This window comes from Sulfurimonas sp. CVO (assembly GCF_009883775.1).
GTDB lineage: Bacteria > Campylobacterota > Campylobacteria > Campylobacterales > Sulfurimonadaceae > Sulfurimonas > Sulfurimonas xiamenensis.
In genome coordinates this window covers 1,734,565-1,759,864 of record NZ_CP033720.1, presented here as the reverse complement: position 1 = coordinate 1,759,864, position 25,300 = coordinate 1,734,565, and the positions used below count along the sequence as shown (strand labels likewise).

The following is a 25,300-nucleotide window of genomic DNA, read 5'->3' as shown; positions in this document are numbered from 1 at the left end:
TTTCCATTGTTTATTTATATTTTTTTTGTGAATCAAAATAGAAAATGGGCGGAGAGATAGCGTTGTTTAGAGTTTTAAAGTAGTCAAAAAAGTAGTTTTGATTTGGGTGTAGCAGGAGTGTTTTTCTTGTTTTTTTTAAATAGTAACAGTTGCAATGGCAAGGTTTTGAAGAGAGTTCAAAAGAAAGGAGTATGGCGGCAAGCTCCTCTTCTTCAAGTTCGGCTTCAATCTCGTCACCTTGAAAGTTTGATATGTGAAAATTTTGCACACGAGATGCGTTGGCATTAAGGCTTATTTGATTTACGGTTGCAGTAATTGCTCTTAGTGTAAAATAGTTTTTGCCAAAGCCCCTTGGAAGTTTCACAAATATCCCACATATTGATTTTTCGTTATTATAACAGGATGTATCTGAAAAAATTTTATCATTAAAATGATTTTAAAATAATTATATAATATAATAGGGTAAATATTTTGACAAAAGGATAAAGAGTGCATATAAAATATTCTAAAAATAATAGAAGTGCATTTTTTATCTCTGCAATATTTTTGGCAGTAGGAGTCATATGGATAATGTTATCTGATTCAGCAATCTCCTCTTTAGCAGCTAATCCGGCAGAAGCTTCATTAATGAAAGCGTATAAAGAGTGGTTTTTTATTTTCACCACTGCTTTGATTTTGTTTTTTTTAAGTCGCAAATTTTTTCATAATATTCATAATTTATATTTTCAAAAAATAGAAGATATTGAAAAAAATTATAAAAAACAGAAAAATTTTGTTCAGGCAAAAGAACTTATAGAGTCTTCGCAGATAGAACTCTCAAAATATGAAAAACTTTTACACACTATTATAAACACTTCACCTGATGCCATCTATGCAAAGGATCGAGATGGAAAATATATACTATTTAATGATGCTGCGGGATTGATGTTAAATGTAGATGCGCAAAATATTGTAGGCAAAAGAGATGAGACACTATTTACACCTGAATATGCTGTCGAAACAGCTGATGAAGAGAAAAAAATTATAGAGAATAAAAAAATAATCAAAAAAGAGGAAAAATATACTGTAGTAGGTGGAAAAGAGAAGGTTTTTTCAACAACCAAGGGCGCTCTTGTAGATGAGCGAAAGAGAGTTTTTGGAATATTTGCAATAGCCAGAGATATGACCGAACATAAAGAGCATGAGCGTTTCTTGATAGAAACAAAAGAGAAATTTTATAGACTTTCACATCTCGATGATGTAACCTTTTTGCCAAACAGATTGTATATGAGCGAAGTTTTAACACAGAAGTGCTCACAAAATTTGCCGTTTGCTTTAATTCTTATTGATCTTGATAATTTTAAAATCATAAACGATTCTTACGGCCATTTTTATGGAGATAAGATTCTTGTTGAGATATCAAAAGTTCTTAAAGAGGTCTTTATATCAACTGCATTTATTGCCAGAATGGTTGGCGATGAGTTTGGAATTGTAGTAAACTCGGGCAATAAAGAGGAGATAAAGAGATTAATGCAAGAGCTGCATTACAAATTTAGCAATCCGCTTCAAGTAGATTCTATAGATGTTTATATTACAGTAAGTTCCGGTATCTGCCTCTATCCTGATGATGTTAAAACGATGCAGGAGATGTATCAAGCTGCAGATGCTGCAATGCATAATGCTAAAAAGAGAACCCAAAACAACTACAGCTTTTATGATTTGCAGTTTAAAAAAGATGCTATCTCCTATACAGAAACAGTTACAAACTTAAAGCAGGCGGTTGAAAAAGGAGAGCTTGAACTCTACTTTCAACCTCAAAATGATGCACAAACAGGCAGCATTGTCGGTGCCGAAGCTCTTATAAGGTGGAATTATAAAGGGGAAGTTGTACCTCCTGATTTTTTTATTCAGGCAGCTGAAAAAAGTGGTTTGATCGTGGAGATAGGAGATTTTGTACTAAGAAAAGGTTTTAAAACTGTTAAAAGATGGCATGACAAAAAGATAGCAAAAGGAAGAGTGGCTATCAATGTATCCGCGCACCAACTTACCCATCTTGATTTTATAAACACTCTTAAAAGTATGCTTCAAGAGAGTGGATGCGAGGCATCTTGGATAGAACTTGAGATTACGGAGAGTTCTGTTTTGGAAAATCCAGATCTAGTTATAGATTTGCTTCAAAAGATAAAAGCATTGGGATTTCATATCTCAGTAGATGATTTTGGGACCGGTTACTCCTCCCTCTCTTACCTGAAAAATCTTCCGATTGATAAGCTTAAAATTGACAGATCTTTTATTATGAGTATTCAAACTGAACCAAAAAATCAAATTATTGTAAAAACAACTATTTTTTTAGGAAATGAGCTTGGCATACATGTACTTGCAGAGGGTGTGGAGACAGAAGAGGAGCATAGCTTTTTGTTAGAGAACAAAATAGATTCCATTCAAGGCTACTACTACTCAAAACCGTTGTCTTTAGATGAGTTTGAGAAGCTGCTTAAAATGTAGTTATAGCTCAAAGAATCGGCATGACTATTATAGAAAACTATTTTTAAAATAATTTTTAACATAAAATTTTTTAAAAAAATAAAATAAAGAAAGGATAGAAAGTGCAAAACAAAAATCTAAATCCTTATAAAAGTGCATTTTATCTCTCTATAGTTTATTTTATATTTGCTACAATCTGGATAGTTTTATCAGATTATTCTATTATATTAATGATAGAACATTTAGATGAAATCACGATGCTGCAAACATATAAAGGTATTTTTTTTGTTTTTGTAACTACAGTCATTTTGTTTTTTGTAACTTATAAATTTTTTTACACTATGCGATTGCAATATAATAAAAATTTAGAATATCTTATGAAAAAGCAAAAGTTAAGAGAGAGTTTAAAAGATTCTCATGAAGAACTCTCAAAATATGATACGCTCTTAAATATGATAATCAACAACTCTCCTGATGCAATTTATGCAAAAGATAGAGATGGAAGATATATACTTTTTAACGATGCAGCGGCAAAAATGGTAAATTTAGATGCACAAAATATTTTGGGCAAGGGCGATGAAGTGATCTTTACATCTGAGGACGCTGAAAAAATAAAAGCTGAAGATAAAGAGATTGTTCAAAACGGCAAAATAATCAAAAAAGATGAAAGGCATATATTAACCGGCGGAATAGAGAAAGTATTTTCAACAACCAAGGGCGCTCTTATAGATAAACAAAAGAGAATTTTTGGAACATTCGCAATATCCAGAGATATAACTGAGCATAAAGAGCACGAGCGTTTTTTAATAGAAACAAAAGATAAATTTTATAAGCTCTCACATCAAGACAAAGTGACTTCCTTGCCCAATAGACTCCATATCAGTGAATTTTTAATCAATAAGTGTTCTCAACATATTTCATTTTCTCTTATACTGCTTGATCTTGATGAGTTTAAAATAGTAAATGATTCATACGGTCACCGTTTTGGAGACAAGCTTCTCATTGAAATATCAAAAGTTCTTAAAAAGGTCTTTGATTCCACCGCCTTTATCGCTCGTATGGGCGGTGATGAGTTTGGAATCGTTGTGGATTTAAATGATAAAAAAGAGATAGAAATTTTGATGCAAAAACTGTACAATGAGTTTAATAATCCTTTTATAATTGATTTAATAGATGTTTATATTACGGCAAGTTCGGGTATTTGTATCTATCCAGATGATGCAAAAACCATGCTAGAGATGTATCAGGCGGCAGATGCCGCAATGTACAATGCTAAAAAAACAACTCAAAACAGTTACAGTTTTTATGATCTGCAATTTAAAAAAGATGCTGTCTATTATGCGGAAACAGTCTCAAACTTAAAACAGGCAATTGAAAAGGGGGAGTTTGAACTCTACTTCCAGCCTCAAAACAACGCACAAACAGGCACTATAGTCGGCATGGAAGTTCTTTTACGGTGGAATCATAAAGGGAAGATGATACCTCCGGATCTTTTTATGCCGGTAGCAGAAAAAAGCGGTTTGATAGTTGAGATAGGAAATTTTGCATTGAGAAAAGGCTTTAAAACTGCTAAAAAATGGCATGACGAAAAAATAGCAAAAGGAAGAGTGTCTATCAATATATCTGCACGCCAACTTACACATCTTGACTTTATAAACACTCTAAAAAGTATGCTTCAAGAGAGCGGATGTGAAGCATCCTGGATAGAACTTGAGATTACTGAGAGTTCTGTTTTGGAAAATCCGGATCTTGTTATCAATCTGCTTCAAAAAATAAAAGCGCTTGGGTTTTATATCTCAATGGATGATTTTGGTACCGGTTATTCCTCCCTATCTTATCTGAAAAATCTTCCGATTGATAAGCTTAAAATTGATAGATCTTTTATTATGAATATAAGAGAGCAGCCAAAAAATCAGATAATCGTAAAAACTATTATCTTTTTGGCAAAAGAGCTTGGCATAGATATACTTGCAGAGGGTGTGGAGACAGAAGAGGAGCATAGCTTTTTGTTAGAGAACAAAATAGATTCCATTCAAGGCTACTACTACTCAAAACCGCTGCCTTTGAATAAGGTTGAGATATTATTGCAAGCGTAGTTGTTTTATCTATGATAAAATTTCTTTATGAAATTATCACATCTTAAACAAATCGTTGCTTATTTGCGGAAATTTTTGAAAATTTCCGCAATTTACAGAGTAAGCGATACTATTATCAAAGTGGCTTTTGACAGAGATGACGAGCTCTATTTTGAGATGCAGCGCTCAAATTCCAGGATATTTAAGTGCGCTTCTTACGATCGTTCAAAAGTTTACAATGCTCCTTTTGATGTTCTTTTGGCAAAGCGGTTTAATCGTGCAAATATTTTAAATATAGAACTTTTAAATAACGACAAGATTATACGCTTTAAAACCTCCGTTGCTTCTGCTTATAAAGAGGAGATTACCTATCTGCAGTTTGAATTTACCGGAAAATATACAAATGTAATTATCTTAGATGAAGAGAATATTGTTCTTGAAGCGCTTCGTCATGTAGATATCTTTTCATCGTTTCGTGAAGTAAGAGTCGGTCAAAAACTTTTAGATGTTCCTGCTGCCCCCTTTGTTGCAAAAGAGTATCCTATTGATGATGTAGAGCAGTTTTTATATAATGAGTACGAAAAAGAGATGGAGGATAAACTCTCCTCTTTAAAGAAACAAAAAATAGCACTCTTAAATAAAAAACTAAAAAAATTACAGAAGCTATATAGTTTGTTAGATGATGAAAAAGAGCTTGAAACTGAGGCGGCAAAATATAACTATTTTGGAAATCTGCTTTTGGCAAATATGCATAAAGTAAAGCCGTATCAAAGAGTTATAGAGTTAGAAGATTATGATGGAAATAGAGTTGAGATAGAGCTTCATAAAGAGTTCTCTTCCGTTTCTATGATGGCAAATTCACTCTTTAGCAGAAGTAAAAAAGCAAAACAGAGAGCCTCTCATCTGCATATAGAAAAGAGTTCTCTTCTTTCAAAAATAGAGCATATAAAACTTTTTATCCATACGGTCCAAGAAGCAAAAGATGTTGCAAAAATAGCACTTCTTTTTCCAAAAAACATACAAGCTAAAAAGGTAAAAACCAATGATTCCATTGAGACTTTTTGGATAGAGGGTTATAAAGTGAGTCTTGGGAAAAATGAAAAAGGCAATATAGAACTGCTTCAAAAAGCACGCGCAAGAGATATCTGGCTTCATATGAAAGAGAGACCATCCGCTCATGTAATTATTACAACTGATAAACAAAATGTTCCTTTAAGTGTTATAGAGAGAGCGGCTAGATTGTGCGTAGACTTTACAATGTTTCAAAAAGACAGATACTTGGTTGACTATACTCCACGAAGAGAAGTAACTATACAAAACGGTGCTAATGTGCTTTACAACAAATATAAGACCATAGAGGTTGATACTAGGGAGTAGATATAGTAATTTTTATATATATACCAGATATTAAAGTGTGATTGGTTATAATAATTTTACTATTTTATTAGGAATTTTAATGAGTATATTTACAAGTTCTAAAGAGAGAATCACAACCGGAGTGGCGCTTGTTGCCGGAGTGCTTATTATAGGTTTTATAGACAACTTCCTGCTTATGTGGCTTTTTCTGGGAGCTGTTTATCTTTTGGCATTTAATGAAGCAATGAAATTGTTTGATATAAAAAACAGCAGTTTGATATATTTTGCTGCGGGGATTTGGCTGTTAGCCGGAATATATCCTTACAGTGATGACCTTTTTGTTTTGGCAGGTGTGGCGTACGCGAGTGCTGTTGCATTTAACAGAGATATAACTTGGAAAAACTTTTTTCCTTTTATCTATCCGACTGCAGGAATGCTTTTTATTTTGACAATGTATCAAGAGTATGGCGTAATCTCCCTTTTATGGCTTTTAGTAGTCGTTGCTATGACTGATGTTGGAGCGTATGCAGTTGGCAAAAGTATAGGAAAGACTCCTTTTAGCAAGACCTCTCCAAATAAAACGATGGAGGGTGTTGTCGGCGGCATAGTGGTTGCAACAATCGGCGGTATGTTTGTGGGCTTGTCTGTAGTAAGTTTGGGTATTGCGTTTATTATCTCTTTTATGGTTGCAGTGAGTTCGATTTTTGGAGATCTGTTTGAGAGCTCGCTAAAAAGAGCTGCCGGTGTTAAAGACAGCGGAACTATTTTACCGGGTCACGGCGGAATGCTTGACCGCATAGACGGTTATCTTTTTGGCGCTATCGTAATGCTTGTGCTTTTAAGAGGACTTGTTTGATAGTTCTTGGTTCAACAGGTTCTATCGGAGTCAATACTCTAGAAGTTGCCAAAAAATTTTCAATCGATATTGAGGTTTTGGTTGCCGGCAATAATATAGAGTTATTAAACAAACAGATACAAGAGCACAACCCAAAAACGGTTGTTATCGCAAACAAAGATGATCTTTTTAAAGTAAAACACCCAAATGTTTTGTGCGGAGAAGAGGCTATTTTAAAGATTATAGAAGATTCAAAGAGTGATTTGGTTGTAAACGCGCTTGTTGGCTTTTTGGGACTTCGACCAACACTTACAGCTCTTAAATGCAACAAAAGAGTGGCTCTTGCAAACAAAGAGTCTCTAGTAGCATGCGGAGCATTTATAGATACAGCCAAAATCCAGCCTATAGACAGCGAACATTTTGGGCTTTGGTATCTGTTGCAAAACAGGCCGGTTGAGAAAATGATTATTACGGCAAGCGGCGGGGCATTTCGAGACTGGGATATAAAGAAGCTTCAAAGGGCTACTTTGGCAGATACTCAAAAACACCCAAATTGGTCGATGGGACAGAAAATTACTATAGACAGTGCAACTATGGTAAATAAAATGTTTGAACTTTTAGAGGCACGATGGCTCTTTGGAGAGGGTAAATATGATGCGATTATCGAAACAAAATCTCTTATTCATGCACTTATCGACTTTAAAGACGGTTCAACAACTGCACATTTTGCTGATGCAAATATGCAGCTCCCTATCGCTTTCGCACTTGACTCTAAGATGCAAGAAAAGATACTCTCACATGTGGATCTGTTAAAAGTAGGCTCTTTGGAGTTTCGTGAAATAACAGTAGAGAGATATCCTGTATGGGAGATAAAAGAGGAACTTTTGCAAAATCCTTCTCGAGGGGTAGTTGTAAATGCCGCAAATGAAGTTGCTATAGAGAAGTTTATAGCTAAAGAGATAGGTTTTATGGATATAGCAAAAAATATCATAAAAGCGTATGAGAAATTTGATGCACAGCCAAAAAATTTAGATGATGTGTTTGCTATAGATAAAGAAGTTAGAAATTTTGTGAGGGCAGAATGATTTTAAGCATAGAGAGCTCGTGTGATGACAGTGCGATAGCGATAACAGAGATAGCTACAAAAAAACTCATTTTTCATAAAAAGATATCCCAAGAGATAGAACACTCGGTTTACGGCGGGGTTGTCCCAGAGCTTGCAGCCAGACTTCATGCAGAGGCTCTTCCTAAAATTTTAGAAGATTGCAAGCCCTATTTTAAAACTTTAAAAGCGGTTGCCGTCACCTCTTCGCCCGGACTCACGGTTACCCTTATTGAAGGTGTGGTTATGGCAAAAGCCATCTCCATAGCGCTTAATATTCCGATAATCGGAGTAAATCACCTTGTGGGGCATATCTACTCTCTGTTTATTGAAAAAGAGGCGATTTTTCCCTTGACGGTTCTTTTGGTCTCAGGCGGGCATACGCAGGTTATGGAGGTGAAATCTTTGGATAATATCAAAACAGTTGCAAAAAGCATGGATGATAGTTTCGGTGAGAGTTTTGATAAAGTAGCTAAAATGATGCATCTTGGTTATCCTGGAGGTCCGTTAATACAAGAGTTGGCGAAAGATGGAGATAGAAAAAAATACAATTTCACCGTTCCGCTTCACCAATCTCCACTTATCGCCTTTTCATATTCAGGATTAAAAAATTCTGTCAGACTTGCCGTTGAAAAAGCAGAGGAGAGTGACTATAAAGATATAGCCGCTTCTTTTGAACATATTGCCACTGCACATATTATTCAAAAGCTGAGAAAGTATTTTAAAGAGACTCCTCCAAAAAACTTTGCTATCGTAGGCGGAGCAAGTGCAAATCTCTACCTGCGCGAGCAAATAGAGAAGCTTTTAGCGCTCTATGGGGCAAAACTGCTCTTAAGTGAACTCAAATACTGTTCTGATAACGCGGCAATGATAGGAAGAGTTGCACTTGAGATGTATAAAAAAGAGATGTTTAGTTCGCTTGATGAGTTAAAAGTTTGTCCCAAAAGTGTCATTTAACTTAATAATTACTTAGCATAATGCTCTTTTTTTCTAATTAAGAGCAAAATTATTCTATTTCAAATATACTACTTCATATAAATATTAAAATAAGGAGCCAGGATGGCAACTACAAAATTTAAAGGTACAGAAGTAGAGTTATTAGGAAATCAGGTAAATGTTGGTGATAAAGCACCAGAAGTAAAAGTTGTAAACTCAGATGGTTTAGGCGATGTAGTAGTTGGTGGCGCGCAAGGCGTGAAGCAGTTAGTAATCGTTGTTCCTTCACTAGACACGGGTGTATGTGCTACTGAGACTCGTAACTTCAATGCAAAAGCAGCTTCATTAGAGGGTGTTAAAACTACTGTTGTCTCAATGGACTTGCCATTTGCATCAGGAAGATTTTGTGCTGCAGAGGGAATTGACAAACTAACTGTTGCATCTGACTTTAGAAACAAAGATTTTGCTAACGCTTATGGTGTACTTCTTGGCGGTTCTGTTCTTGCAGGTGTTACTTGTAGAGCAATCTTTGTAATTGATGAAAACGGTATTGTAACTTACAAAGAGATCGTTCCAGAAATTACGGAAGAGCCAAACTACGACGCTGCAATCGCTGCTGTAAAATAATAATATTTCTCCTTTTTCCTTAAATATAGGGCTTTTGCCCTATATCAATCAAGTAAAATTTTGATACAATAATCCTATTTTACAAATAAGGATTTACTATATGAAAAAAGTTTTATATACTTTTGCATGTGGGGCTGTTTTGGCTTCCGGCGTTATGGCTGATTTTGCAAGGGTTGAAGTGGGTGCGGGAGCTTGGATGCAAACTCCTGAAGGGAAAGTAACATATACCGAGAACGGGGCAGATGGTATTTATACTTCAAAAGAGGGGGATAGCACAGAGCCATATTTTTGGGTTAATATAAAACATCCTGTTCCTGTTTTGCCAAATCTTAGACTTGAATATGTAACGCTAGAGGACAGTGGTACTGCAAGCGGAGCATTTAAAGATTTTAGCATCGGTTCAGATTTAACCTCATTATCATATGATATGAAACAGTACGATATTATTCCATACTACAATATTTTAGACAATACTGCTTGGATTACACTTGATTTGGGTCTTGATATTAAAATTATGGATGTCTCCTATTCAGTTGCTCCAGTTGGTTTATTTACCGGCTATAGCGATGATTTTATTTTGCCTGTTCCTCTTTTATATGCAAGAGGAAGATTTGAGATTCCATCTACAGATATCGGTCTTGAAGCAGATGTAAAGTACATCACTACAGGTGATTCTACTGTCTATGATATAAGAGCAAAAGTTGATTATACTTTAGATGTTTTTCCTGTTATTCAACCCGCTTTAGAGGTTGGTTATAGAGCACAAAAGATAGATATTGACGAGAGTGATGCAGATGCAAAACTTGATATTGATTATTCAGGTTTTTATGCAGGTGTAATGCTTCGTTTCTAAATTTCAATCCATCCATTTACGGGAGTCGTAGCCGTCACTTGGTCTTACGACTCTCTCTTTTGGCAGCTCTTTTACCATAATTACAACTTCACTTCCGTCAACTGGACTCTTGCCAAAAGAGTTTTCAACCTCTACAAACCCGTGCTTTTTAAAAAAACTGAGTGCTTTTCCACTCTTTAAAACACTAACGCTCATGTACTCAAAAAGTGCACCTGCTTCTAAAAAGAGCTGTTCAAGCATTGCGGAACCTATGCCTATAGCTCTAAATTCCGGTTTTATCCCGATTGTAAGAACAGGCGTTTTTTCATCTATAAAACCGTTTGCATTGTCATCTTCCCTTAGCAACCGTAGCCATGCAGCGCCTGCAATTTTGTGTTCACTCAAAGCGTAAAGCCCTAAATCTTTGGAGGATAATCCGTAAAATTTGCTGTAAGTTTCCAGTTCCATGACATCTTTGAGCGTTTTGCCGACTTCATCAAGACGGTAGGCGTAGTGGAGCATATCGGTTGCGATTTTTTGCTCCGAAGATCTTAGAAAGTATAGTGTTGGTTTCATTGTGTTTTATATCAGACTAAGTCCGACTTTTCCTTCATCTATTGATACAACCTCGATTTGAGGCAGGTATTGATTTAGTGATAGCACTTCAAGCGGATGAGAAATTTTTGTTACGCTCATTTTTGAGATGTGAATCATGCCGTCATTTTTCAGTCCAATGTCCACAAATGCCCCAAAATCAGCAATATTTCTGACAACCCCAGAGACAAAACTTCCTACACTCAGCATTTTAATATCCGTTATGCCCTCTTTAAATGGGATAGGCGGCAACTCTTCTCTTGGGTCAAAACCGGGTTTTTGCAGCTCTTTTATGATATCTTTTAGCGTCTCTTCCCCGACATGCAGCTGGGCAGCTTTGTCTTTAACATTAACAGTTGCGAGATCCAAACCGAGAAGTTTTTTAGCAACTTCGTAACTCTCAGGGTGGATTCCGCTGTTGTCAAAAATGTTTTTACTATTTTTGATGCGGATAAATCCCACAGCCTGCTCGTACGCTTTTTTACCTAAACCCTTTACTTTTAAGAGTTGCTCTTTTGTCTCAAATGGACCGTTTTCTTCTCTAAAAGCGATAATGTTTTGGGCTACTTTTGCACTCACACCTGCTACATAAGAGAGAAGCGAGAGAGATGCGGAGTTTATATCAACACCTACGCGGTTTACAAGATCCTGCGTAACATCGCTAAGTTTCTTCTCTAAAAGTTTTTGATCAACATCATGCTGATACTGCCCGATGCCTAGAGATTTCGGGTCTATTTTAACAAGAGCTGCCATCGGGTCTTGGAGCCTTTGAGCTATGGAGATTGCTCCTCTTATAGTCACATCAAGGTTTGGATACTCCTGCGAAGCTATCTTTGAAGCAGAGTAGATCGATGCGCCTGCTTCTGAGACGACCGTGTAGTTTAGTTTTGCATTCTCATCTCTGTTTAGCCTTGCAAAAAACTCCTGCGTCTCTCTTGAACCTGTTCCGTTTCCGATAGCCGCGCCCGTGATGTTATACTTGTTTGTTAGGAGAAGTACTTTCTTTTTGGAGTTTTCATAATCCCTCTGTGGTTCGGTCGGATAGATAACGCATGACTCAAGATAATTGCCGTTTTCATCAATAACAGCCAGTTTGCACCCTGTTCTAAAAGCGGGGTCTACTCCTAGTATTACTCTTTTTGTGACAGGTGGAGTCATAAGAAGCTGGTTTAGATTTTTTCCAAAGACCGAAATTGCGGCTATGTCGGCTCTCTCTTTTAGCTCGGCTTGAACTTCTCGCTCAATGGATGGAAGCAGAAGCCTCTTTAGTCCGTCTCTGTAGGCTTCAAAAAGCAGCTCTTTCGAGCTTGAAGCATTGCGCAGGATCTTGTACTGCTTTATATTTGTTTCTATGTAGTCGGTATCGATCGTTATCTTTACGCTAAGCTCTTTTTCTTTAACTCCGCGCATTACGGCAAGATAGCGATGAGACGGTATGTAAGCTACTTTTTCGCTTTTTTGGGCAAAGTTTTTAAAGAGTCCGTTTTCATCAAAACTTTTTGTTTTTTTAATCTCTAAAACTCCATGACGCAGCATATTGTTTCTTATTGCTTCACGCTCTCTTGGCATATCTGCATATCGCTCTGCCAAAATATCCTGCGCTCCTTGCACTGCTTCATCTACAGATGTAATAGCGCCTCTTACAAACTCTTTGGCTTTTGTTTTGAACTCGGCTTCGCTAAGCCGCGCTTTTTCTAAAATATCCGCAAGAGGAGAGAGACCATTTTCTATGGCAGTTGCCGCACGGGAATTTTTCTTCTCTTTGTATGGACGGTAGATATCCTCTAAGACTCTTAAGCTCTGAGCCTCTTCTATGCTCTTTTTGACGGCTTCGGTTAAGGTCGCTCTTTCGCTAATAAGCCTTAAAACTTCATCTTTTCGCTCAAGTAGTTTTTTGGCACTTATGTATATAGTTTCAAACTCACGGAGCACTTCATCATCCGCTCCGCCCGTCATCTCTTTGCGGTAACGGGCAATAAAAGGGATGGTTGAACCCTCCTCAAGAAGCTTTAAAATATTTTCTATATGTTCTCGTTTAAGAGCAGTTTTTTTGGTTAGCAGATTGATTAAATTATTAATATTTTTTTCCTACGCACTCTATAAAATCTTTTTCGCTCAAGTCTTCTATAAGTGTTTTAAAATTTTTTAGAGCAAATAGTTTAACATCTTCGCCCTTTAAGGCTTTTAGCTCATTTGAAAAACCGCCTTTGGAGACAATAAAATAGATGTTAGGCGTTAGTTCAGCTTGGCGGCACTGCTCTTGAAGTTTGCCGAGCTCACTCTTTTTTGCTTTTTGGTTGGAGTATTTGCATATTCCTGCAATGACTTTTCCAGACTTTGTTTTTGCCAAGATATCGATTTGTGTATTTCTATCCCAGTAGCTTCCTATCTCTATAATCGGGTCATCTTTTAAGCTTTTTTTGATGAGCTCATGGGAGAGTTTTTTAAAAGTAAGCTCGTAAAACTCGCTCTTGCGGTTTGCAAACGATTCCATCGCCTCTTTAAAGTCTCCATCTTTGATAGTTTTAAAATATGGAGAGACAAAAGCAAACCAAAAACGCATAAAAGGGGTGCTAAAGTTTAGTTTTTCATCTACCTTTTCATCCTCATTTGGCGGAGACTCAAGCGAATATTCACGCTTTAGGATATTTTTAGCGCAAAGCGCATCAATCGCCTCTTCGCCTTCAGCTCTTGAGATGCGTGCTCTCTTTAGCGCGGAATGAACTCGTCCGTCACCCGTTGCAGCCGCGCTTAAAAGTGCGTGGCTTGTTTTGTCGCTGCGAGTGATTTTTGTAATATCACCGTGGATATAGGTGTAATTTTTTAAAATTTTGTTCTCTACTAACTCATCAAGACTCTTTGACATGTCAACACTCCAGCTCGTTCCGCCAAATACAGAGAAGTACTCTATTGCCTGCTCTAGCTCTTGTGGAGTGTTTTGAAAACAAAAAGAGCGAAACTGTTCTAAGAGTGATGGATGTTTTGCCATAAGAAAGCCTTTAATCTGTTTTTGAAATTATACAGGAATAAAAACTATCTCTAAAGAAAAATCTGAAAATAAAAATATCAATGCTTATGGATATATAAAAATTTACTCATATCGCAATGCATCGATAGGATTTAACTGTGCCGCTTTGCGTGCCGGAAAGTAACCAAAAACAACTCCTACGCATGTAGAGAAAAGAAATGCAATGATAATAATAAAGGTATTGAAAATCAAAGGAAGATCAAAAAAAAGAGTGATGCCCACGCCGACACTTACTCCCAGGATGATACCGATGATTCCTCCTAGAGATGCAAGAACAACGGCTTCGACTAAAAACTGCAGCAAAACCTCCCGCTCCATTGCACCTATTGCAAGCCGTATCCCTATTTCACGGGTTCGCTCTGTTACGGAGACAAGCATAATATTCATAATTCCTATGCCGCCCACTAGCAGACTGATTGCTGCAATGGCTCCAAGTAAGATGGTGAGCATCTTTGTTGTCGAAGAGAGAGTTTGAACCATTTCACGCATATCATGTACATTGAAATCATTCTCCTCTCCCGCCTGTATACGACGACGCTCCTGCATAAGCAGAGTGATAGAGGATTTAACATCTTCGATAGCCGATGCCGCACTTGCTGAAATCATAATTCGAGAGATATCCTGATTTCCGCTGATACGCCTTTGAAACATCCGAATCGGAACAACGACAATATCATCTTGATCCATTCCAAACATTGCCGCACCTTTAGACTCAAGTTCTCCAATCACTTCACATGAAAAATTTTCGAGTCGCAAAGCAGCTCCAATGGGATCTTGATCATCAAAAAGCTCTCTTTTAACTGTTGCCCCAATTACACATACCGCTTTTCCTCCTCTGAGTTCACTCTCGTTAAAGTTTCTACCCGAAGCAAAAACCCAATCCTTAACGATAAAGTAGTCATTATTGCTCCCCTCGACGGTTGTTGAGTAGTTTTTATTGCCATATACTGCTTGGATTGTACTTGATCCCACAGGCGCTACTCCGCGTACTTCAGCAATCTCTCTTTTTAATGCTTCAACATCGTTATGCGTAAATTTTTTGGCTGTAAGGTCACTGCTGGGAGGTCCTTTACGCTCTTGCCCAGGTATCACCATAAGCATATTTGTGCCCAGTTTTGAGATGCTTTGCGTTACATATGCGGTTGTCGCATCGCCCAGCATGACCATGGTAATAACCGATGCTATGCCTATAACAACTCCTAGTATTGTAAGCGTTGAGCGCATAACACTTCTGCGGATTTCGCGCAAAGCAAGTAAAAAAGCGTTCCAAATCATAAAATTTCCTTTATGCCGTTTGCGTCATCAATTTTTCCATCGCGAAAATGAATTGTTCGCGAGGCATATTTCGCCATCTCATTTTCATGTGTTACCATGATAATGGTTATTCCCTTCTCTTTATTGAATGATTGCAAGAGATTCATAATCTCTATACTTTTGACGGTATCGAGATTCCCTGTCGGTTCATCAGCTAAAAGAATCAGCGGATCGGTTACAATCGCTCTTGCAATTGCTACGCGTTGCTGTTGTCCGCCTGAGAGTTCTCCCGGAGTGTGATGGGCTACATGTTCGAGTCCCACACTTTGCAGAGCTTTCATTGCCAAGATATGTCTTTTTTTGGCAGGCAGACCGCGGTATAGCAGCGGGAGTTCCACATTTTCAATTGCAGATGTTTTTCCTAGCAGATTAAATCCCTGAAAAATAAAACCTATATAATTTCGCCGCAATAGTGTACGCTGATTACGAGAAAGCATTCCGACCTCAACCCCGTTAAAGAGATAGTTGCCACTACTGGAAGTATCAAGACAGCCGATAATATTCATAGCGGTTGATTTTCCAGAGCCGCTAGGACCCATAATGGCAACAAACTCTCCTTGTTCTATTTTAAGGTCTACTCCTCTAAGAGCATAAGTCGTTGCTTCTCCTTTTCCGTAGGATTTGACAGTTTGGCGAAGTTCAATGATAGGTTTTTTTTGCTTTATCATTGTTTTTCTATCCCGATAAGTACGCTGTCATTCGTTGTTAAAGATGTATCTGTAATATATGTTGAAGTGCCGTCGCTTTTGCCGGTTTTTACCTCTACTTTAAGTGGTTCGTTTTGACGAAGTATCCACACGCTTTGTGTTTTTGAGCGGATACTTTTGTTACCGATTTTTTGTTCCACTGCAGGAGTGAAGCGAAGTGCCGCATTTGGCACGCTCAATACACTATCTAAAATAGCGGTAGTAATAGAAGCTGAAACAGTCATGCCGGGATGCAGCAGAAGATCACTGTTATCTACTTCAACAACAGTGTTGTAGGTAACTACTCCGTTAATAATTTCAGAATTGAGGCGAATCTGAGTGATAATACCGTGAAATTTTTTTTCAGGATAGGCATCGACATTAAATTCAACTTTTTGTCCCTCTTTTACCTCGCCTATGTCCGCTTCATCTACACTTAAAATGACTTTCATCTTTGTTAAATCTTTTGCCATTGTAAAAAGAATGGGTGTTTCCATGGAGGCAACAACAGTTTGCCCGGGCTCTATCTTACGATCCAGTACAATTCCATCTATCGGAGAGACAACAATTGCTTTGCGCAGATCATCTTCATTGGATGCAAGTTCGGCGGATGCCTGTCTGGTTTGAGCCAGCGCGGCATCATGGACAGCTTTTGCTTTTTGCAGTGAAGCATATGCTTCGTCAACCTCTTTTTTTGAGGGATAGTTGCCTTTTGTCGCCGTGTACATTTTATCAACTCTCTCCCACTCATTTTGTGCATATACAAGAGATGCCTTTGCTTCGGCGGCATTTGCTTTGTATCGCAAAAGAGCCGCTTTTGAACTCTCAACCGCCGAAGCAAGTTTTGTAGTGTCAAGACGCGCCATAATCTCTCCAACCTTTACACGACTGTTGTAATCCACCAAAACCTCTTTAATGGTTCCTGATACTTCAATTCCTACATCAACGCTGTTTGTAGGCTCAAGGTTTCCGGTTGCCAAGACGGTTGTAGTGATTGTTTTTAGCTCTACAGGCGCGCTTTTATAAACCACTTCATTACCGGAATCAGTATAAAATTTGTAAAAAAAGATGCCAATAAAGAGAAGCATAAAAAAAGAGATTATCCAAATATATTTTTTATATGATTTTTTAGAGTCTTGAGTAAGACCAAGTGTTTTTTCTATCTCATCTGTTGAAGGATTCATTTTATCTCCCTGTTTGTGTTGAGGGCAAAGTGAAGTTTTGCCAGTTCAAGTTGTATATTGATCTCATTTATTTTTATAGTGTACTCTTCGATTGCTTTGGTGTTTTTAAGCGTCTGAAGATCATATCCGGTTTTTGAGCCGGCATCCACTCCTGCTTTTGTTGTCTCTATTAACTCATCATAAAGCACTATGTTTTTTAAACTGATGTCAATATAGCGGCGATAGCTCTCAATAAGCTCAAGAGATTGAGCATAGGATGCTTTTGCATTGCGTGCCCTATCTGCCGCATCCGCACTCTGTTTTAGATAGAGTGCTTTTGCCTCCTCTTTTGCGGCTGAAGCATTATAGGTAAGCGGAATATTTATTGAAACTCCTGCTGTGTAAAAATTGCCGTCATACCCCTCATAAAGCTCTTTTGGGTCATATTTAAGATATCCCGCATCGGCATTAACGGCAACGGCAGGAAGATAGCTGCTCTTTGTTACATTATACTGCTCTTCATATGTTTGGCTCTGCGCACGGGCATAGCGCACTTCAAAATTGTTTTGAAGATATGCATCCTCCTGAACCAAATCAAAAGAGTAAAGAGGAAAATTATCTGGATCTATATCACTTAGTTTTGCAATTTCAAGCCGCTCTTTAGCTATTTCATACTCCAATGAGGCATATGTTTTTTGTTCGCCGCTTTTATCCATCAGTGCATTATTAAGCTCAGTTATATCAGCTTTTCCCACATCATAAAGCTGGCATTTGATAAAGATTTCAATATCGTAGTTATCAAGTTTTTTGCCGCTTTGCTTTAGCTCGTATCTGCTTTTTTTATAATTGAGCAGTGCACTAAAGAGCTCTTCATTGAGATTTGCAATCTCTTGTTTTAATTCAATCGCATCGGCTCTTTTTTTTGCATCGGCATAACTGATTTGATAGATAATTCCCCCTGAGCGAAATATATCTTGATTTATGGATGCAGAAACTTTTTTGGTGTCGCTGTGATTGCCGTTTGCGCTTTTGTCGTAACTGTAAGAAGCACCCAGATTAAGCGGTGCAATCCAGTTGTTTCTTAGTTTTTCATTTTCAGCTTCGTACTTATTTTGCTGCTGATGCAAAATATCCTGTTTTTGCGGGGATAATAGTTCCACATCCTGCGCGTCTGCTATTGTTAAAGAGAAAAAAATTGCGATTAGATAAATTTTAATTTTTGTTTTCATATTTTATTATAATTTCCTCTTCTAATAGATGCTGGTAAAATTATATATCAGTGATGTTAACGATAATTTAATTTCATATTAATGATTTATTAACGATTGGTTATATCTACGCCTTTTTCTTTAAGTTTGTTTCCAATTTCTACTATTTTGTTTTTATATTTTTCAGTTTTCATAAAACCTTCATATGCATCCAGCTCTTTTTTTTGGACCTTTGCTGCGATATCATCTATCTTTGCAAGTGTTTCTTCGAGCTCTTCTTCTAAATCTTCAATCATCTGCATATATTTTTCCTTTTTTTTGCAAATTATATAATAATTGCGATTTAATCCTCAAGTGCTCTTACTATATGTTCGGGCAAACTTTTGCTGGTAGCGGCACCAAGTTTTTCCAACTTTTGAAACTGGCTTGTTACACTTCCTGCTCCCGTGTGCATTTTTGAAAATATCTCATCATATGTTTTTTGTGCAGTTCCTATCTGTTTTCCGAGCTTCTCAAAACTCTCAACGAAGCTTGAAAATTTATCAAATAAAAGTCCGGCTCTTTTTGCTATCTCCTGTGCATTTCTTTGTTGATTCTCATATTTCCATGTATTTTCAACGGCGCGAAGAGAGACCATTAAGGTAGTCGGTCCAACCAAAATAACATTTTTCTTAAAGGCTTGGTCAAATAGCGAACCGTCATACTCCATAGCCATCAGCAGCGCACTTTCAATCGGTACGAACATAAAGATAAAATCAAGTGTTTGGATACCCTTTAGGTTTGTATAATCCTTTTCGCTAAGCTCTTTTATATGTTTTTTTATAGAAGCGACATGATGATTGGCAAAGAGCTCTTTTTGTTCTTCATTTTCAGAGGATGTATACTCCTCGTAAGCTTTAAGTGAAGTTTTTGCATCAATAATAATATCTCTGTTGTCTGGAAGATGCACTACAACATCGGGGCGGTATCTGCTGCCGTCGCTGTTATGTTCAAGAGTGACTTCTCGTTCATACTCAATACCGAGTCTAAGGCCTGAGTGTTCAAGTACGCTCTCTAAAACCATCTCACCCCAAACACCCTGTTTTTTGCTCTCGCCTTTTAATGCTTTGGTAAGATTTTTGGCATCTTTGCTCATCTGATGATTTATCTCTTTGATGCTTTTTATCTCCGCTTGAAGCATGGAGCGGTCTTTTGCCTCTTTTATATAGACATCATCTATCTGTTTTTTAAATTCGTTAAACTGCTCTTTTATCGGATTTATCACTCTGCTGATACTTTCTTGATTTTGAAGAGAGAATTTTTGGGAGTTGGATTCGAATATCTTATCTGCAAGCTCTTTAAACTCAAGCTTCATCTGCTCTTTGTTCTTTTCTAGCAGCTCTATCTTTTCCTGATTTTTCTCATTTATACCGTTTATACGCTCTTTTAAAACCGCATTTTCATTCATCAAAGTGTTTGATTTTATGGTTTCACTCTCAAGCTGAGTTTTTAAATTGCTAACAGTTGTAATCCAAACAGCGATGGCGCCAAATAGCAGACCTATTATTACATAGAGGGCTTCAAACATCTTTTATATTCTCCAAATTATTGCTGTATTGTAGCATAACGCATAAAATAGATATAATTGCATATATAAAACAGAGGATACTCCTATGGACGGTACAAAAAGAGCAGATATAAAAAGTGGCATGAGCGTAGCGATTGTACTTAAACAAGATCAAGAGAGCGGCCGCTTAACAGATGGAGTAGTGCGCGATATTTTAACAAAATCCCCATCTCATCCCCACGGTATCAAAGTTCGTCTTATGAGCCGTGAAGTCGGACGAGTAAAAAAGATATATTAATGAATAAAAAAGATTTTTCAAACCTTCCTCTATCAAAAGAGATGCTTAGTAACCTAAATGAGATTGGTTACAAAGAGATGACACCGATTCAAGCGCAAAGTCTGCCATATATTTTAGAGGGCAGAGATGTAATAGCTCAGGCAAAAACAGGAAGCGGCAAAACAGCGGCTTTTGGCATAGGTTTGCTTCATAAGCTGCAGGTGAAAAAGTTTAGAGTTCAGTCTCTTATACTCTGCCCAACGCGTGAACTGGCAGATCAGGTTGCAAAAGAGCTTAGAATGCTTGCTAGATTTAAGCATAATATAAAGATTTTGACTCTGTGCGGAGGAAGTGCTTTTGGACCACAGCTAGGTTCTCTTAGACATGGAGCGCATATTGTTGTAGGAACTCCGGGAAGAGTTTTAAAACATTTAAAAAAAGAGACACTTTCGCTTGAAGATCTTGATACACTCATTCTTGATGAAGCAGACAGAATGCTGGATATGGGTTTTAGCGAAGAGATAAACGAGGTTTTAAGCTTTGTTCCAAAACAGAGGCAAACGCTTCTTTTCTCTGCCACCTACACAGATGAGATTTTAGATATCAGTGCATCTATTCAAAAAGATGCTCTAAATATAAAGACAGTTTCAACAGAGGTTGCTAACAAAATAATAGAGCGTTTTTATGAGCTGCAAAGCTCTCAAAAGCTAGACACTCTTATAAATATACTCGGTAATTTCAAACCTGAAAATGTTATAGTGTTTGCAAACACAAAAGCAGAAGTGCAGGAGATCGCAGATACTTTGCAAAAAAACAAAATCGACGCTCTTGCAATTCACGGCGATTTGGAACAGTATGAGAGAAATGATGTGTTAGTACAGTTTGCTAACAAAAGCACTCCGGTGTTAGTAGCAACCGATGTTGCTGCGCGTGGACTTGATATCAAAGAGCTCTCTATGGTTATAAACTATGATTTGCCCCATAGTCAAGAGATATACACACATCGCATCGGCAGAACGGCGCGAGCCGGAGCTGAAGGCTTGGCTTTTACCTTTATAAATCCTTATGAAGCGGATAAAGCAGATGAGTACAGAGATGAGAATCGTCTCTTTGAAGATGCAAACCTGTTAAAACCCGTGCAAAATTTTGAGATGAAGCCTCAAAATATAACACTTGTTATAGAGGGCGGAAAAAAAGATAAAATCCGTGCAGGCGATATTTTGGGTGCACTCACCGGTGAAGCCGGACTTAGCGGCGACTCTATTGGAAAGATAGATATTTACGACAGACAGAGTTATGTTGCTATTGAAGCCGGGAAAATAGATGAGGCACATGAGAAGCTCAAAAATGGAAAAATCAAAGGGAAGAAATTTTCAGTTTGGATTCTCTAAAGTATATAAATCACTACTCAGAAACAACAAAAAAACAGGTGTTAGAACTTATAAAGCAAGAGAAGTTAGGGCAGTACCTTAAAAAAAAGTACGCGAACTCTCATGCCATAAAAACAGACAAGGCGCTTTTTGCTTATGTAAATGAACTTAAAAATGCCCATATGAAAAAGGTTGCGCCTCTTAGCAAAGTTCTTTATGATGGAAAGATTAATATTATTCACAATGCGCTTGGAACCCATCATTTTATCTCAAGAGTGCAGGGCTCAAAGCTAAAAAGCAAAAATGAGATTCGTATAGCTACAATGTTTAAAAACACTCCGTTAGAGTTTTTGGAGATGATAGTTGTACATGAGCTTGCGCACTTCAAAGAGAAAGAACACAACAGAGCGTTTTATAGTTTGTGTGAGTATATGCAGCCCTCTTATCATCAGATAGAGTTTGATTTGAGGCTCTATTTGACGCATATAGATATAAAAGGCAAGATTGAGAAGTGGGGTTAATCCTCAATCTCTGCTATCTTCTCTTCATACTCTTGTGTAATTGAGTCTAGTTCATTTTGGGCGCTCTCCAGCTGCTCAAAGAGTTCTTCAACTTCACTCTCCTGCGAAGAGACAAGCTTTGAGAGTTCCATAAGCTTAGAGCTCTCACCGCTGTTTGAGATCTCTATAAGTTTTTTATGATTTGCCTCTAAAAGCTCCTCTGTTTTCATAATAGAGCTCTCCAATTTTTCAACTCTTTTTCTCAGAGGCAAGATTTCCATATTTCTTTGTCGGATAAGCTCTGCTCTTATCTTTTTGTTCTCTTTGTTGTTTGTTTTTGGTTTCTGCTTTGGTTTTTGAAGCTCATCCTCCTCTTCATCCCAGCCTATTTTTTCCAAAAAGAGATCATATCCGCCCTCAAAATACTCTGCACTCTCTTTTTTAAAGATGATAAGTCTGTCGCAGACGCGGCGAAGCAGCTCCTCTGAGTGGGTAACAAGAATAACGGAGCCTTGAAAATTTTGAATCGCTTTTGTAAGCGCTTCTATAGAGTCCATATCTAAATGGTTTGTAGGTTCATCGAGAAAAAGAAGATTTACATCGCGGGCTAAAATCTGACCAAGCATTACACGGCTTTTTTCTCCTCCTGAGAGAAGAGATACTTTTTTATCGGCGCTGTCTCCGCTAAACATCATAGCTCCGCAGATGCTTCTGATAACCTGAGTCGAGAGTTTTGTATTTGCCGAGTGAATCTCATCCGTTACCGTGCTATCTGGGTGAAGTCGAGCGATATTTGTCTGCCCAAAGTGTGCAAAGGTTGTACTTGGGTGCATATGAATCTCTCCGCTTAGCGGTTTTAATTCTCCTGCCATAGTATTTAAAAGGGTTGATTTTCCTTTGCCGTTTTTTCCGATAATACCAAGACGCTCGCCTTTTTGAAGAGAAAATGAGATGTTTTTAAACAAAATATTATCATTTGTATATCCAAAGCTGAGATCTTTTACATCAAGCAGAACTTTTGCAGGTGTCTCTTTGTAGTTAAAATCAAATTTTAGTGTTGCATCATATCCCAGATCTTCAAGCCGATCCATTTTCTGCAGCTGTTTCACTTTTGATTGTGCAAGAGCTGCCGTAGAGGCGCGGGCTTTGTTTCTTGCTATAAAATCTTCAAGCTCTTTTACCTTCTTATCTTGAGAAATTTTTTGTTTTTCATAGAGCTCCTCATCGGCTTGAAGCTGTTCATAGAACTTATGGGTATCGCCTTGGATAACATTTAATTTTTTTCTGATAATTCCCATTGTATGTGTTGTGACCGAATCCATAAAGTCGCGATCATGAGTGACAAGAATCACCTCTCCCTCAAAAGAGCGCAGAAAGCTTTTTAACCATCTTAGAGAGAGGATATCGAGATAGTTTGTCGGCTCGTCTAAGAGCAGAAGGTTTGGTTCTGTAACTAGGAGCTTTGCAAGATTGATGCGGATCTGATAGCCGCCTGAGAATGAGAGTGGGTCTTTTTCCAGATCCTCCTGCGTAAAACCCAAGCCAAAGAGAATCTTCTCTACTCTGTAGAGATCATACTTCATCTCCTCTTCAAGTGCGAGCGCCGCTTCTTCTCTAAGGGAGTTTTCGCTAAATTTCAAATGCTGTTTTAGCGCGCCTATCTTATACCCTTTTGGAATAATCACTTCCCCGCTGTCGGGAAGCTCTTCACCTAAAATGATTTTAAAGAGTGTTGATTTACCGCTTCCGTTGCGTCCTACCAAACCAACTTTATTGCCTGAGTTTAGTTTAAAGTTTAGATTGGAAAAAAGCTCCTGTGAAGCAAAACTTTTTGAGATATTTATAAGTTGTATCATTAATCTCTTTTATTTGGAGAAATTTTAATTTTTTGCAGTATCCACGGCCATTCACCGTAACCGCTTGAAGCATTTATGTGCCCTGCATTTTCTAAAACTTCTATAGGTATATTTAGTCTTTTTTGAAGTTCTTGTACCTCTTCTTGCGTTATGTAGGGATCATTTGTTGATGTGATAAGAAGAGACTCTTTTGCGTAGAAATTTGCAGGAATTTTGCAAGGGTAAAAACTCTCTATCTCTTTGATATCGCATGTTAGACTTGGCGGAGCAACGAGAAAAAGATTTTCCAGCTCTTTGGGTTTTGTTTCATTGCAGATGTGAAACCATAGTATATTTGCAACAGAGTGGCAGATAACAATATCCGGATTAAATGCATCGAGCTCTTTGGTTAACTCCTCTTTCCATCTGTTTTTATCGGGAAAATCAGGATCGCTGAATTTTAAAAAACTTACACACCCGTAATCTTTTGCAATCTCTCCTGCCAGCCAGCTCTGCCAGTGAGGGAAATCGCTTCCGCCCCAGCCATGCAAAATTAAAACTCTTTTTTTCACTTTTTGCTCCTATTGGAAATAATAAAAGTATATCAAGTTATTTATTTTCATATGCAACATGATTTCTACCGTTTTCTTTTGCTTTATATAACATTTTGTCCGCAGCTGCTATAAGCTCCTCTTTCTCCTTGCAGGCATGAGGATAGAGTGTTGCCAATCCTATACTTGCCGTTAATGTCGGCATTACCGAAGAATCTTTATTTGGAATTTTTAATTGACGGATGGCATCTAGCAGACTATTCATCAAGGTTAGTGAATTTTTAAGGGTTGTATCGCCTAAGATTACTGCAAACTCCTCTCCGCCGTATCTCGCACAAAGATCAGCCGGTCTTTTTGCAAATGTTTTAAGTACAGACCCCACTTTTTTTAAACACTCATCCCCCGCTTGATGTCCATAGGTGTCATTGAGCAGTTTAAAGTGGTCAAGGTCAATAATGGCAAGAGAGAGCGGCATCTTTAAGCGTACGCAGCGTCTCCACTCATTTTCTAAAAAATCATCAAAATATCTGCGATTTGCAATATCTGTCAGTCCATCAATTCGAGAGAGGTTAAGTACCTTCTCTTCAGCTAATTTTCTCTCTGTTATTATTTCATGTGAAATAACATAATACTCTTTTTCTTCAAGTTTAAACGGAGTAACTCTCATCATAAACCATCTCTTTTCATTCGGGCTGTGGCATGGATACTCAAGATAGTAAAAATTTTTCACTTTGTTTATAACATCTCTTATCCCTTTGGCTGCCATAATCGCATCTTTATCCCCTTTTAATGCGGATTTGTCGCACTCTTGAAGATAGTTAATCTTATCCCAGCCTTTGTGTATAGAGGAGCTATTGTTCTCTCCAAATGTAATCCAGCTTCTATTGACATAGATAATGTTGCCATTTTTATCAATTGCGCAAATATGCTGAGTTATGGTATCAAGAATTGATTTTAAAAGTTTGTCTGAACCCATCATAACGCTTTCTCCAAAAAAATATA

Annotated in this window: 24 protein-coding genes; 11 read left to right on the top strand and 13 right to left on the bottom strand. The window is 37.6% G+C overall.

Annotated elements, in window-relative coordinates:
* Nucleotides 1–10: 10 nt before the first annotated feature.
* A complete protein-coding gene (locus CVO_RS08975; RefSeq protein WP_152298551.1) occupies nt 11–364 on the bottom strand; it encodes a hypothetical protein in 354 nt (117 codons plus the stop codon).
* Nucleotides 365–489: 125 nt separating this feature from the next.
* Between CVO_RS08975 and CVO_RS08970 the strand changes: the two genes are divergently transcribed.
* The 8 genes from CVO_RS08970 (at nt 490) to CVO_RS08935 (ending at nt 10,247) form a co-directional block, all read left to right on the top strand.
* On the top strand, nt 490–2,484 hold the full coding sequence (locus CVO_RS08970) for a sensor domain-containing protein (RefSeq protein ID WP_159571756.1): 1,995 nt from the start codon (nt 490–492) through the stop codon (nt 2,482–2,484).
* A 101-nt stretch (nt 2,485–2,585) separates the two neighbouring features.
* Nucleotides 2,586–4,559, top strand: a complete 1,974-nt coding sequence (locus CVO_RS08965) for a putative bifunctional diguanylate cyclase/phosphodiesterase (protein WP_159571753.1) — start codon at nt 2,586–2,588, stop codon at nt 4,557–4,559.
* A gap of 27 nt (nt 4,560–4,586) precedes the next feature.
* Nucleotides 4,587–5,915: an NFACT family protein gene (locus tag CVO_RS08960; protein ID WP_159571750.1), complete on the top strand. Its 1,329-nt coding sequence runs from the start codon at nt 4,587–4,589 to the stop codon at nt 5,913–5,915.
* 79 nt (nt 5,916–5,994) lie between these two features.
* On the top strand, nt 5,995–6,750 hold the full coding sequence (locus CVO_RS08955; RefSeq protein ID WP_152298555.1) for a phosphatidate cytidylyltransferase: 756 nt from the start codon (nt 5,995–5,997) through the stop codon (nt 6,748–6,750).
* Nucleotides 6,747–7,814, top strand: a complete 1,068-nt coding sequence (dxr, locus tag CVO_RS08950; protein WP_159571747.1) for a 1-deoxy-D-xylulose-5-phosphate reductoisomerase — start codon at nt 6,747–6,749, stop codon at nt 7,812–7,814. The genes CVO_RS08955 and dxr overlap by 4 nt, the downstream gene beginning before the upstream one ends.
* Nucleotides 7,811–8,788: a tRNA (adenosine(37)-N6)-threonylcarbamoyltransferase complex transferase subunit TsaD gene (gene tsaD, locus CVO_RS08945; protein ID WP_159571744.1), complete on the top strand. Its 978-nt coding sequence runs from the start codon at nt 7,811–7,813 to the stop codon at nt 8,786–8,788. The genes dxr and tsaD overlap by 4 nt, the downstream gene beginning before the upstream one ends.
* Before the next feature lie 102 nt (nt 8,789–8,890).
* Nucleotides 8,891–9,394 (top strand): thiol peroxidase, encoded by a 504-nt coding sequence (tpx, locus tag CVO_RS08940; protein WP_159571741.1) that lies wholly within the window; start codon nt 8,891–8,893, stop codon nt 9,392–9,394.
* Nucleotides 9,395–9,494: 100 nt separating this feature from the next.
* Entirely contained in the window at nt 9,495–10,247 is a 753-nt protein-coding gene (locus tag CVO_RS08935; protein WP_159571738.1) for a TIGR04219 family outer membrane beta-barrel protein, read from the top strand.
* A gap of 3 nt (nt 10,248–10,250) precedes the next feature.
* Here CVO_RS08935 and CVO_RS08930 read toward each other — a convergent pair whose 3' ends face one another.
* The 9 genes from CVO_RS08930 to CVO_RS08890 form a co-directional block, all read right to left on the bottom strand.
* Entirely contained in the window at nt 10,251–10,802 is a 552-nt protein-coding gene (locus CVO_RS08930) for a GNAT family N-acetyltransferase (RefSeq protein WP_188093940.1), read from the bottom strand.
* Between the two features lie 6 nt (nt 10,803–10,808).
* Nucleotides 10,809–12,899 carry a helix-hairpin-helix domain-containing protein gene (locus tag CVO_RS08925; protein WP_159572243.1) on the bottom strand — a complete coding sequence of 697 codons (2,091 nt, stop codon included), beginning with the start codon at nt 12,897–12,899 and terminating at the stop codon, nt 10,809–10,811.
* The gene (locus CVO_RS08920) at nt 12,895–13,809 is read right to left on the bottom strand and encodes a DUF234 domain-containing protein (protein WP_159571735.1); all 915 of its coding nucleotides are present in this window, start codon (nt 13,807–13,809) and stop codon (nt 12,895–12,897) included. The genes CVO_RS08925 and CVO_RS08920 overlap by 5 nt, the downstream gene beginning before the upstream one ends.
* Nucleotides 13,810–13,911: 102 nt before the next feature.
* Nucleotides 13,912–15,123 (bottom strand): ABC transporter permease, encoded by a 1,212-nt coding sequence (locus CVO_RS08915; protein WP_152298562.1) that lies wholly within the window; start codon nt 15,121–15,123, stop codon nt 13,912–13,914.
* Nucleotides 15,120–15,830 (bottom strand): ABC transporter ATP-binding protein, encoded by a 711-nt coding sequence (locus CVO_RS08910; protein ID WP_152298563.1) that lies wholly within the window; start codon nt 15,828–15,830, stop codon nt 15,120–15,122. Before CVO_RS08910 ends, CVO_RS08915 begins: the two co-directional genes overlap by 4 nt.
* The gene (locus CVO_RS08905) at nt 15,827–17,032 is read right to left on the bottom strand and encodes an efflux RND transporter periplasmic adaptor subunit (protein WP_159571732.1); all 1,206 of its coding nucleotides are present in this window, start codon (nt 17,030–17,032) and stop codon (nt 15,827–15,829) included. The genes CVO_RS08910 and CVO_RS08905 overlap by 4 nt, the downstream gene beginning before the upstream one ends.
* On the bottom strand, nt 17,029–18,240 hold the full coding sequence (locus CVO_RS08900) for a TolC family protein (protein WP_159571729.1): 1,212 nt from the start codon (nt 18,238–18,240) through the stop codon (nt 17,029–17,031). Before CVO_RS08900 ends, CVO_RS08905 begins: the two co-directional genes overlap by 4 nt.
* A gap of 89 nt (nt 18,241–18,329) precedes the next feature.
* Nucleotides 18,330–18,521: a hypothetical protein gene (locus tag CVO_RS08895; protein WP_152298566.1), complete on the bottom strand. Its 192-nt coding sequence runs from the start codon at nt 18,519–18,521 to the stop codon at nt 18,330–18,332.
* A 41-nt stretch (nt 18,522–18,562) separates the two neighbouring features.
* Complete coding sequence (locus tag CVO_RS08890) at nt 18,563–19,786, bottom strand: DNA recombination protein RmuC (protein WP_152298567.1); 1,224 nt, start codon at nt 19,784–19,786, stop codon at nt 18,563–18,565.
* 85 nt (nt 19,787–19,871) lie between these two features.
* On the opposite strand from CVO_RS08890, the gene CVO_RS08885 reads away from it, so the two are divergent.
* The 3 genes from CVO_RS08885 to CVO_RS08875 are packed head-to-tail and all read left to right on the top strand — an operon-like array spanning nt 19,872 to nt 21,933.
* Nucleotides 19,872–20,063: a YwbE family protein gene (locus tag CVO_RS08885; protein WP_152298568.1), complete on the top strand. Its 192-nt coding sequence runs from the start codon at nt 19,872–19,874 to the stop codon at nt 20,061–20,063.
* Nucleotides 20,063–21,433, top strand: a complete 1,371-nt coding sequence (gene dbpA, locus CVO_RS08880; RefSeq protein WP_159571726.1) for an ATP-dependent RNA helicase DbpA — start codon at nt 20,063–20,065, stop codon at nt 21,431–21,433. Before CVO_RS08885 ends, dbpA begins: the two co-directional genes overlap by 1 nt.
* Nucleotides 21,421–21,933 carry a M48 metallopeptidase family protein gene (locus CVO_RS08875; RefSeq protein ID WP_159571723.1) on the top strand — a complete coding sequence of 171 codons (513 nt, stop codon included), beginning with the start codon at nt 21,421–21,423 and terminating at the stop codon, nt 21,931–21,933. The genes dbpA and CVO_RS08875 overlap by 13 nt, the downstream gene beginning before the upstream one ends.
* Here the strand turns inward: CVO_RS08875 and CVO_RS08870 are convergent.
* Genes CVO_RS08870 through CVO_RS08860 form a run of 3 tightly spaced genes read right to left on the bottom strand, consistent with a single transcriptional unit; the run spans nt 21,930 to nt 25,277 of the window.
* Nucleotides 21,930–23,768 (bottom strand): ABC-F family ATP-binding cassette domain-containing protein, encoded by a 1,839-nt coding sequence (locus CVO_RS08870; protein ID WP_159571720.1) that lies wholly within the window; start codon nt 23,766–23,768, stop codon nt 21,930–21,932. The two genes, CVO_RS08875 and CVO_RS08870, sit on opposite strands and share 4 nt — an antisense overlap.
* Nucleotides 23,768–24,319 (bottom strand): RBBP9/YdeN family alpha/beta hydrolase, encoded by a 552-nt coding sequence (locus CVO_RS08865; protein ID WP_159571717.1) that lies wholly within the window; start codon nt 24,317–24,319, stop codon nt 23,768–23,770. The genes CVO_RS08870 and CVO_RS08865 overlap by 1 nt, the downstream gene beginning before the upstream one ends.
* Nucleotides 24,320–24,356: 37 nt before the next feature.
* Entirely contained in the window at nt 24,357–25,277 is a 921-nt protein-coding gene (locus CVO_RS08860) for a sensor domain-containing diguanylate cyclase (RefSeq protein ID WP_159571714.1), read from the bottom strand.
* Nucleotides 25,278–25,300 lie beyond the last annotated feature (23 nt).

What these genes read in the sequence shown, in the direction of transcription:
- CVO_RS08885 (WP_152298568.1), top strand. Translation starts at nt 19,872, where the DNA reads ATGGACGGTACAAAAAGAGCAGATATAAAAAGTGGCATGAGCGTAGCG.
- CVO_RS08935 (WP_159571738.1), top strand. Translation starts at nt 9,495, where the DNA reads ATGAAAAAAGTTTTATATACTTTTGCATGTGGGGCTGTTTTGGCTTCC.
- CVO_RS08900 (WP_159571729.1), bottom strand. Translation starts at nt 18,240, where the DNA reads ATGAAAACAAAAATTAAAATTTATCTAATCGCAATTTTTTTCTCTTTA.
- CVO_RS08915 (WP_152298562.1), bottom strand. Translation starts at nt 15,123, where the DNA reads ATGATTTGGAACGCTTTTTTACTTGCTTTGCGCGAAATCCGCAGAAGT.
- CVO_RS08930 (WP_188093940.1), bottom strand. Translation starts at nt 10,802, where the DNA reads ATGAAACCAACACTATACTTTCTAAGATCTTCGGAGCAAAAAATCGCA.
- CVO_RS08905 (WP_159571732.1), bottom strand. Translation starts at nt 17,032, where the DNA reads ATGAATCCTTCAACAGATGAGATAGAAAAAACACTTGGTCTTACTCAA.
- CVO_RS08860 (WP_159571714.1), bottom strand. Translation starts at nt 25,277, where the DNA reads ATGATGGGTTCAGACAAACTTTTAAAATCAATTCTTGATACCATAACT.
- CVO_RS08890 (WP_152298567.1), bottom strand. Translation starts at nt 19,786, where the DNA reads ATGTTTGAAGCCCTCTATGTAATAATAGGTCTGCTATTTGGCGCCATC.
- tpx (WP_159571741.1), top strand. Translation starts at nt 8,891, where the DNA reads ATGGCAACTACAAAATTTAAAGGTACAGAAGTAGAGTTATTAGGAAAT.
- CVO_RS08895 (WP_152298566.1), bottom strand. Translation starts at nt 18,521, where the DNA reads ATGCAGATGATTGAAGATTTAGAAGAAGAGCTCGAAGAAACACTTGCA.
- tsaD (WP_159571744.1), top strand. Translation starts at nt 7,811, where the DNA reads ATGATTTTAAGCATAGAGAGCTCGTGTGATGACAGTGCGATAGCGATA.
- CVO_RS08960 (WP_159571750.1), top strand. Translation starts at nt 4,587, where the DNA reads ATGAAATTATCACATCTTAAACAAATCGTTGCTTATTTGCGGAAATTT.
- CVO_RS08870 (WP_159571720.1), bottom strand. Translation starts at nt 23,768, where the DNA reads ATGATACAACTTATAAATATCTCAAAAAGTTTTGCTTCACAGGAGCTT.
- dbpA (WP_159571726.1), top strand. Translation starts at nt 20,063, where the DNA reads ATGAATAAAAAAGATTTTTCAAACCTTCCTCTATCAAAAGAGATGCTT.
- CVO_RS08910 (WP_152298563.1), bottom strand. Translation starts at nt 15,830, where the DNA reads ATGATAAAGCAAAAAAAACCTATCATTGAACTTCGCCAAACTGTCAAA.
- CVO_RS08955 (WP_152298555.1), top strand. Translation starts at nt 5,995, where the DNA reads ATGAGTATATTTACAAGTTCTAAAGAGAGAATCACAACCGGAGTGGCG.
- CVO_RS08920 (WP_159571735.1), bottom strand. Translation starts at nt 13,809, where the DNA reads ATGGCAAAACATCCATCACTCTTAGAACAGTTTCGCTCTTTTTGTTTT.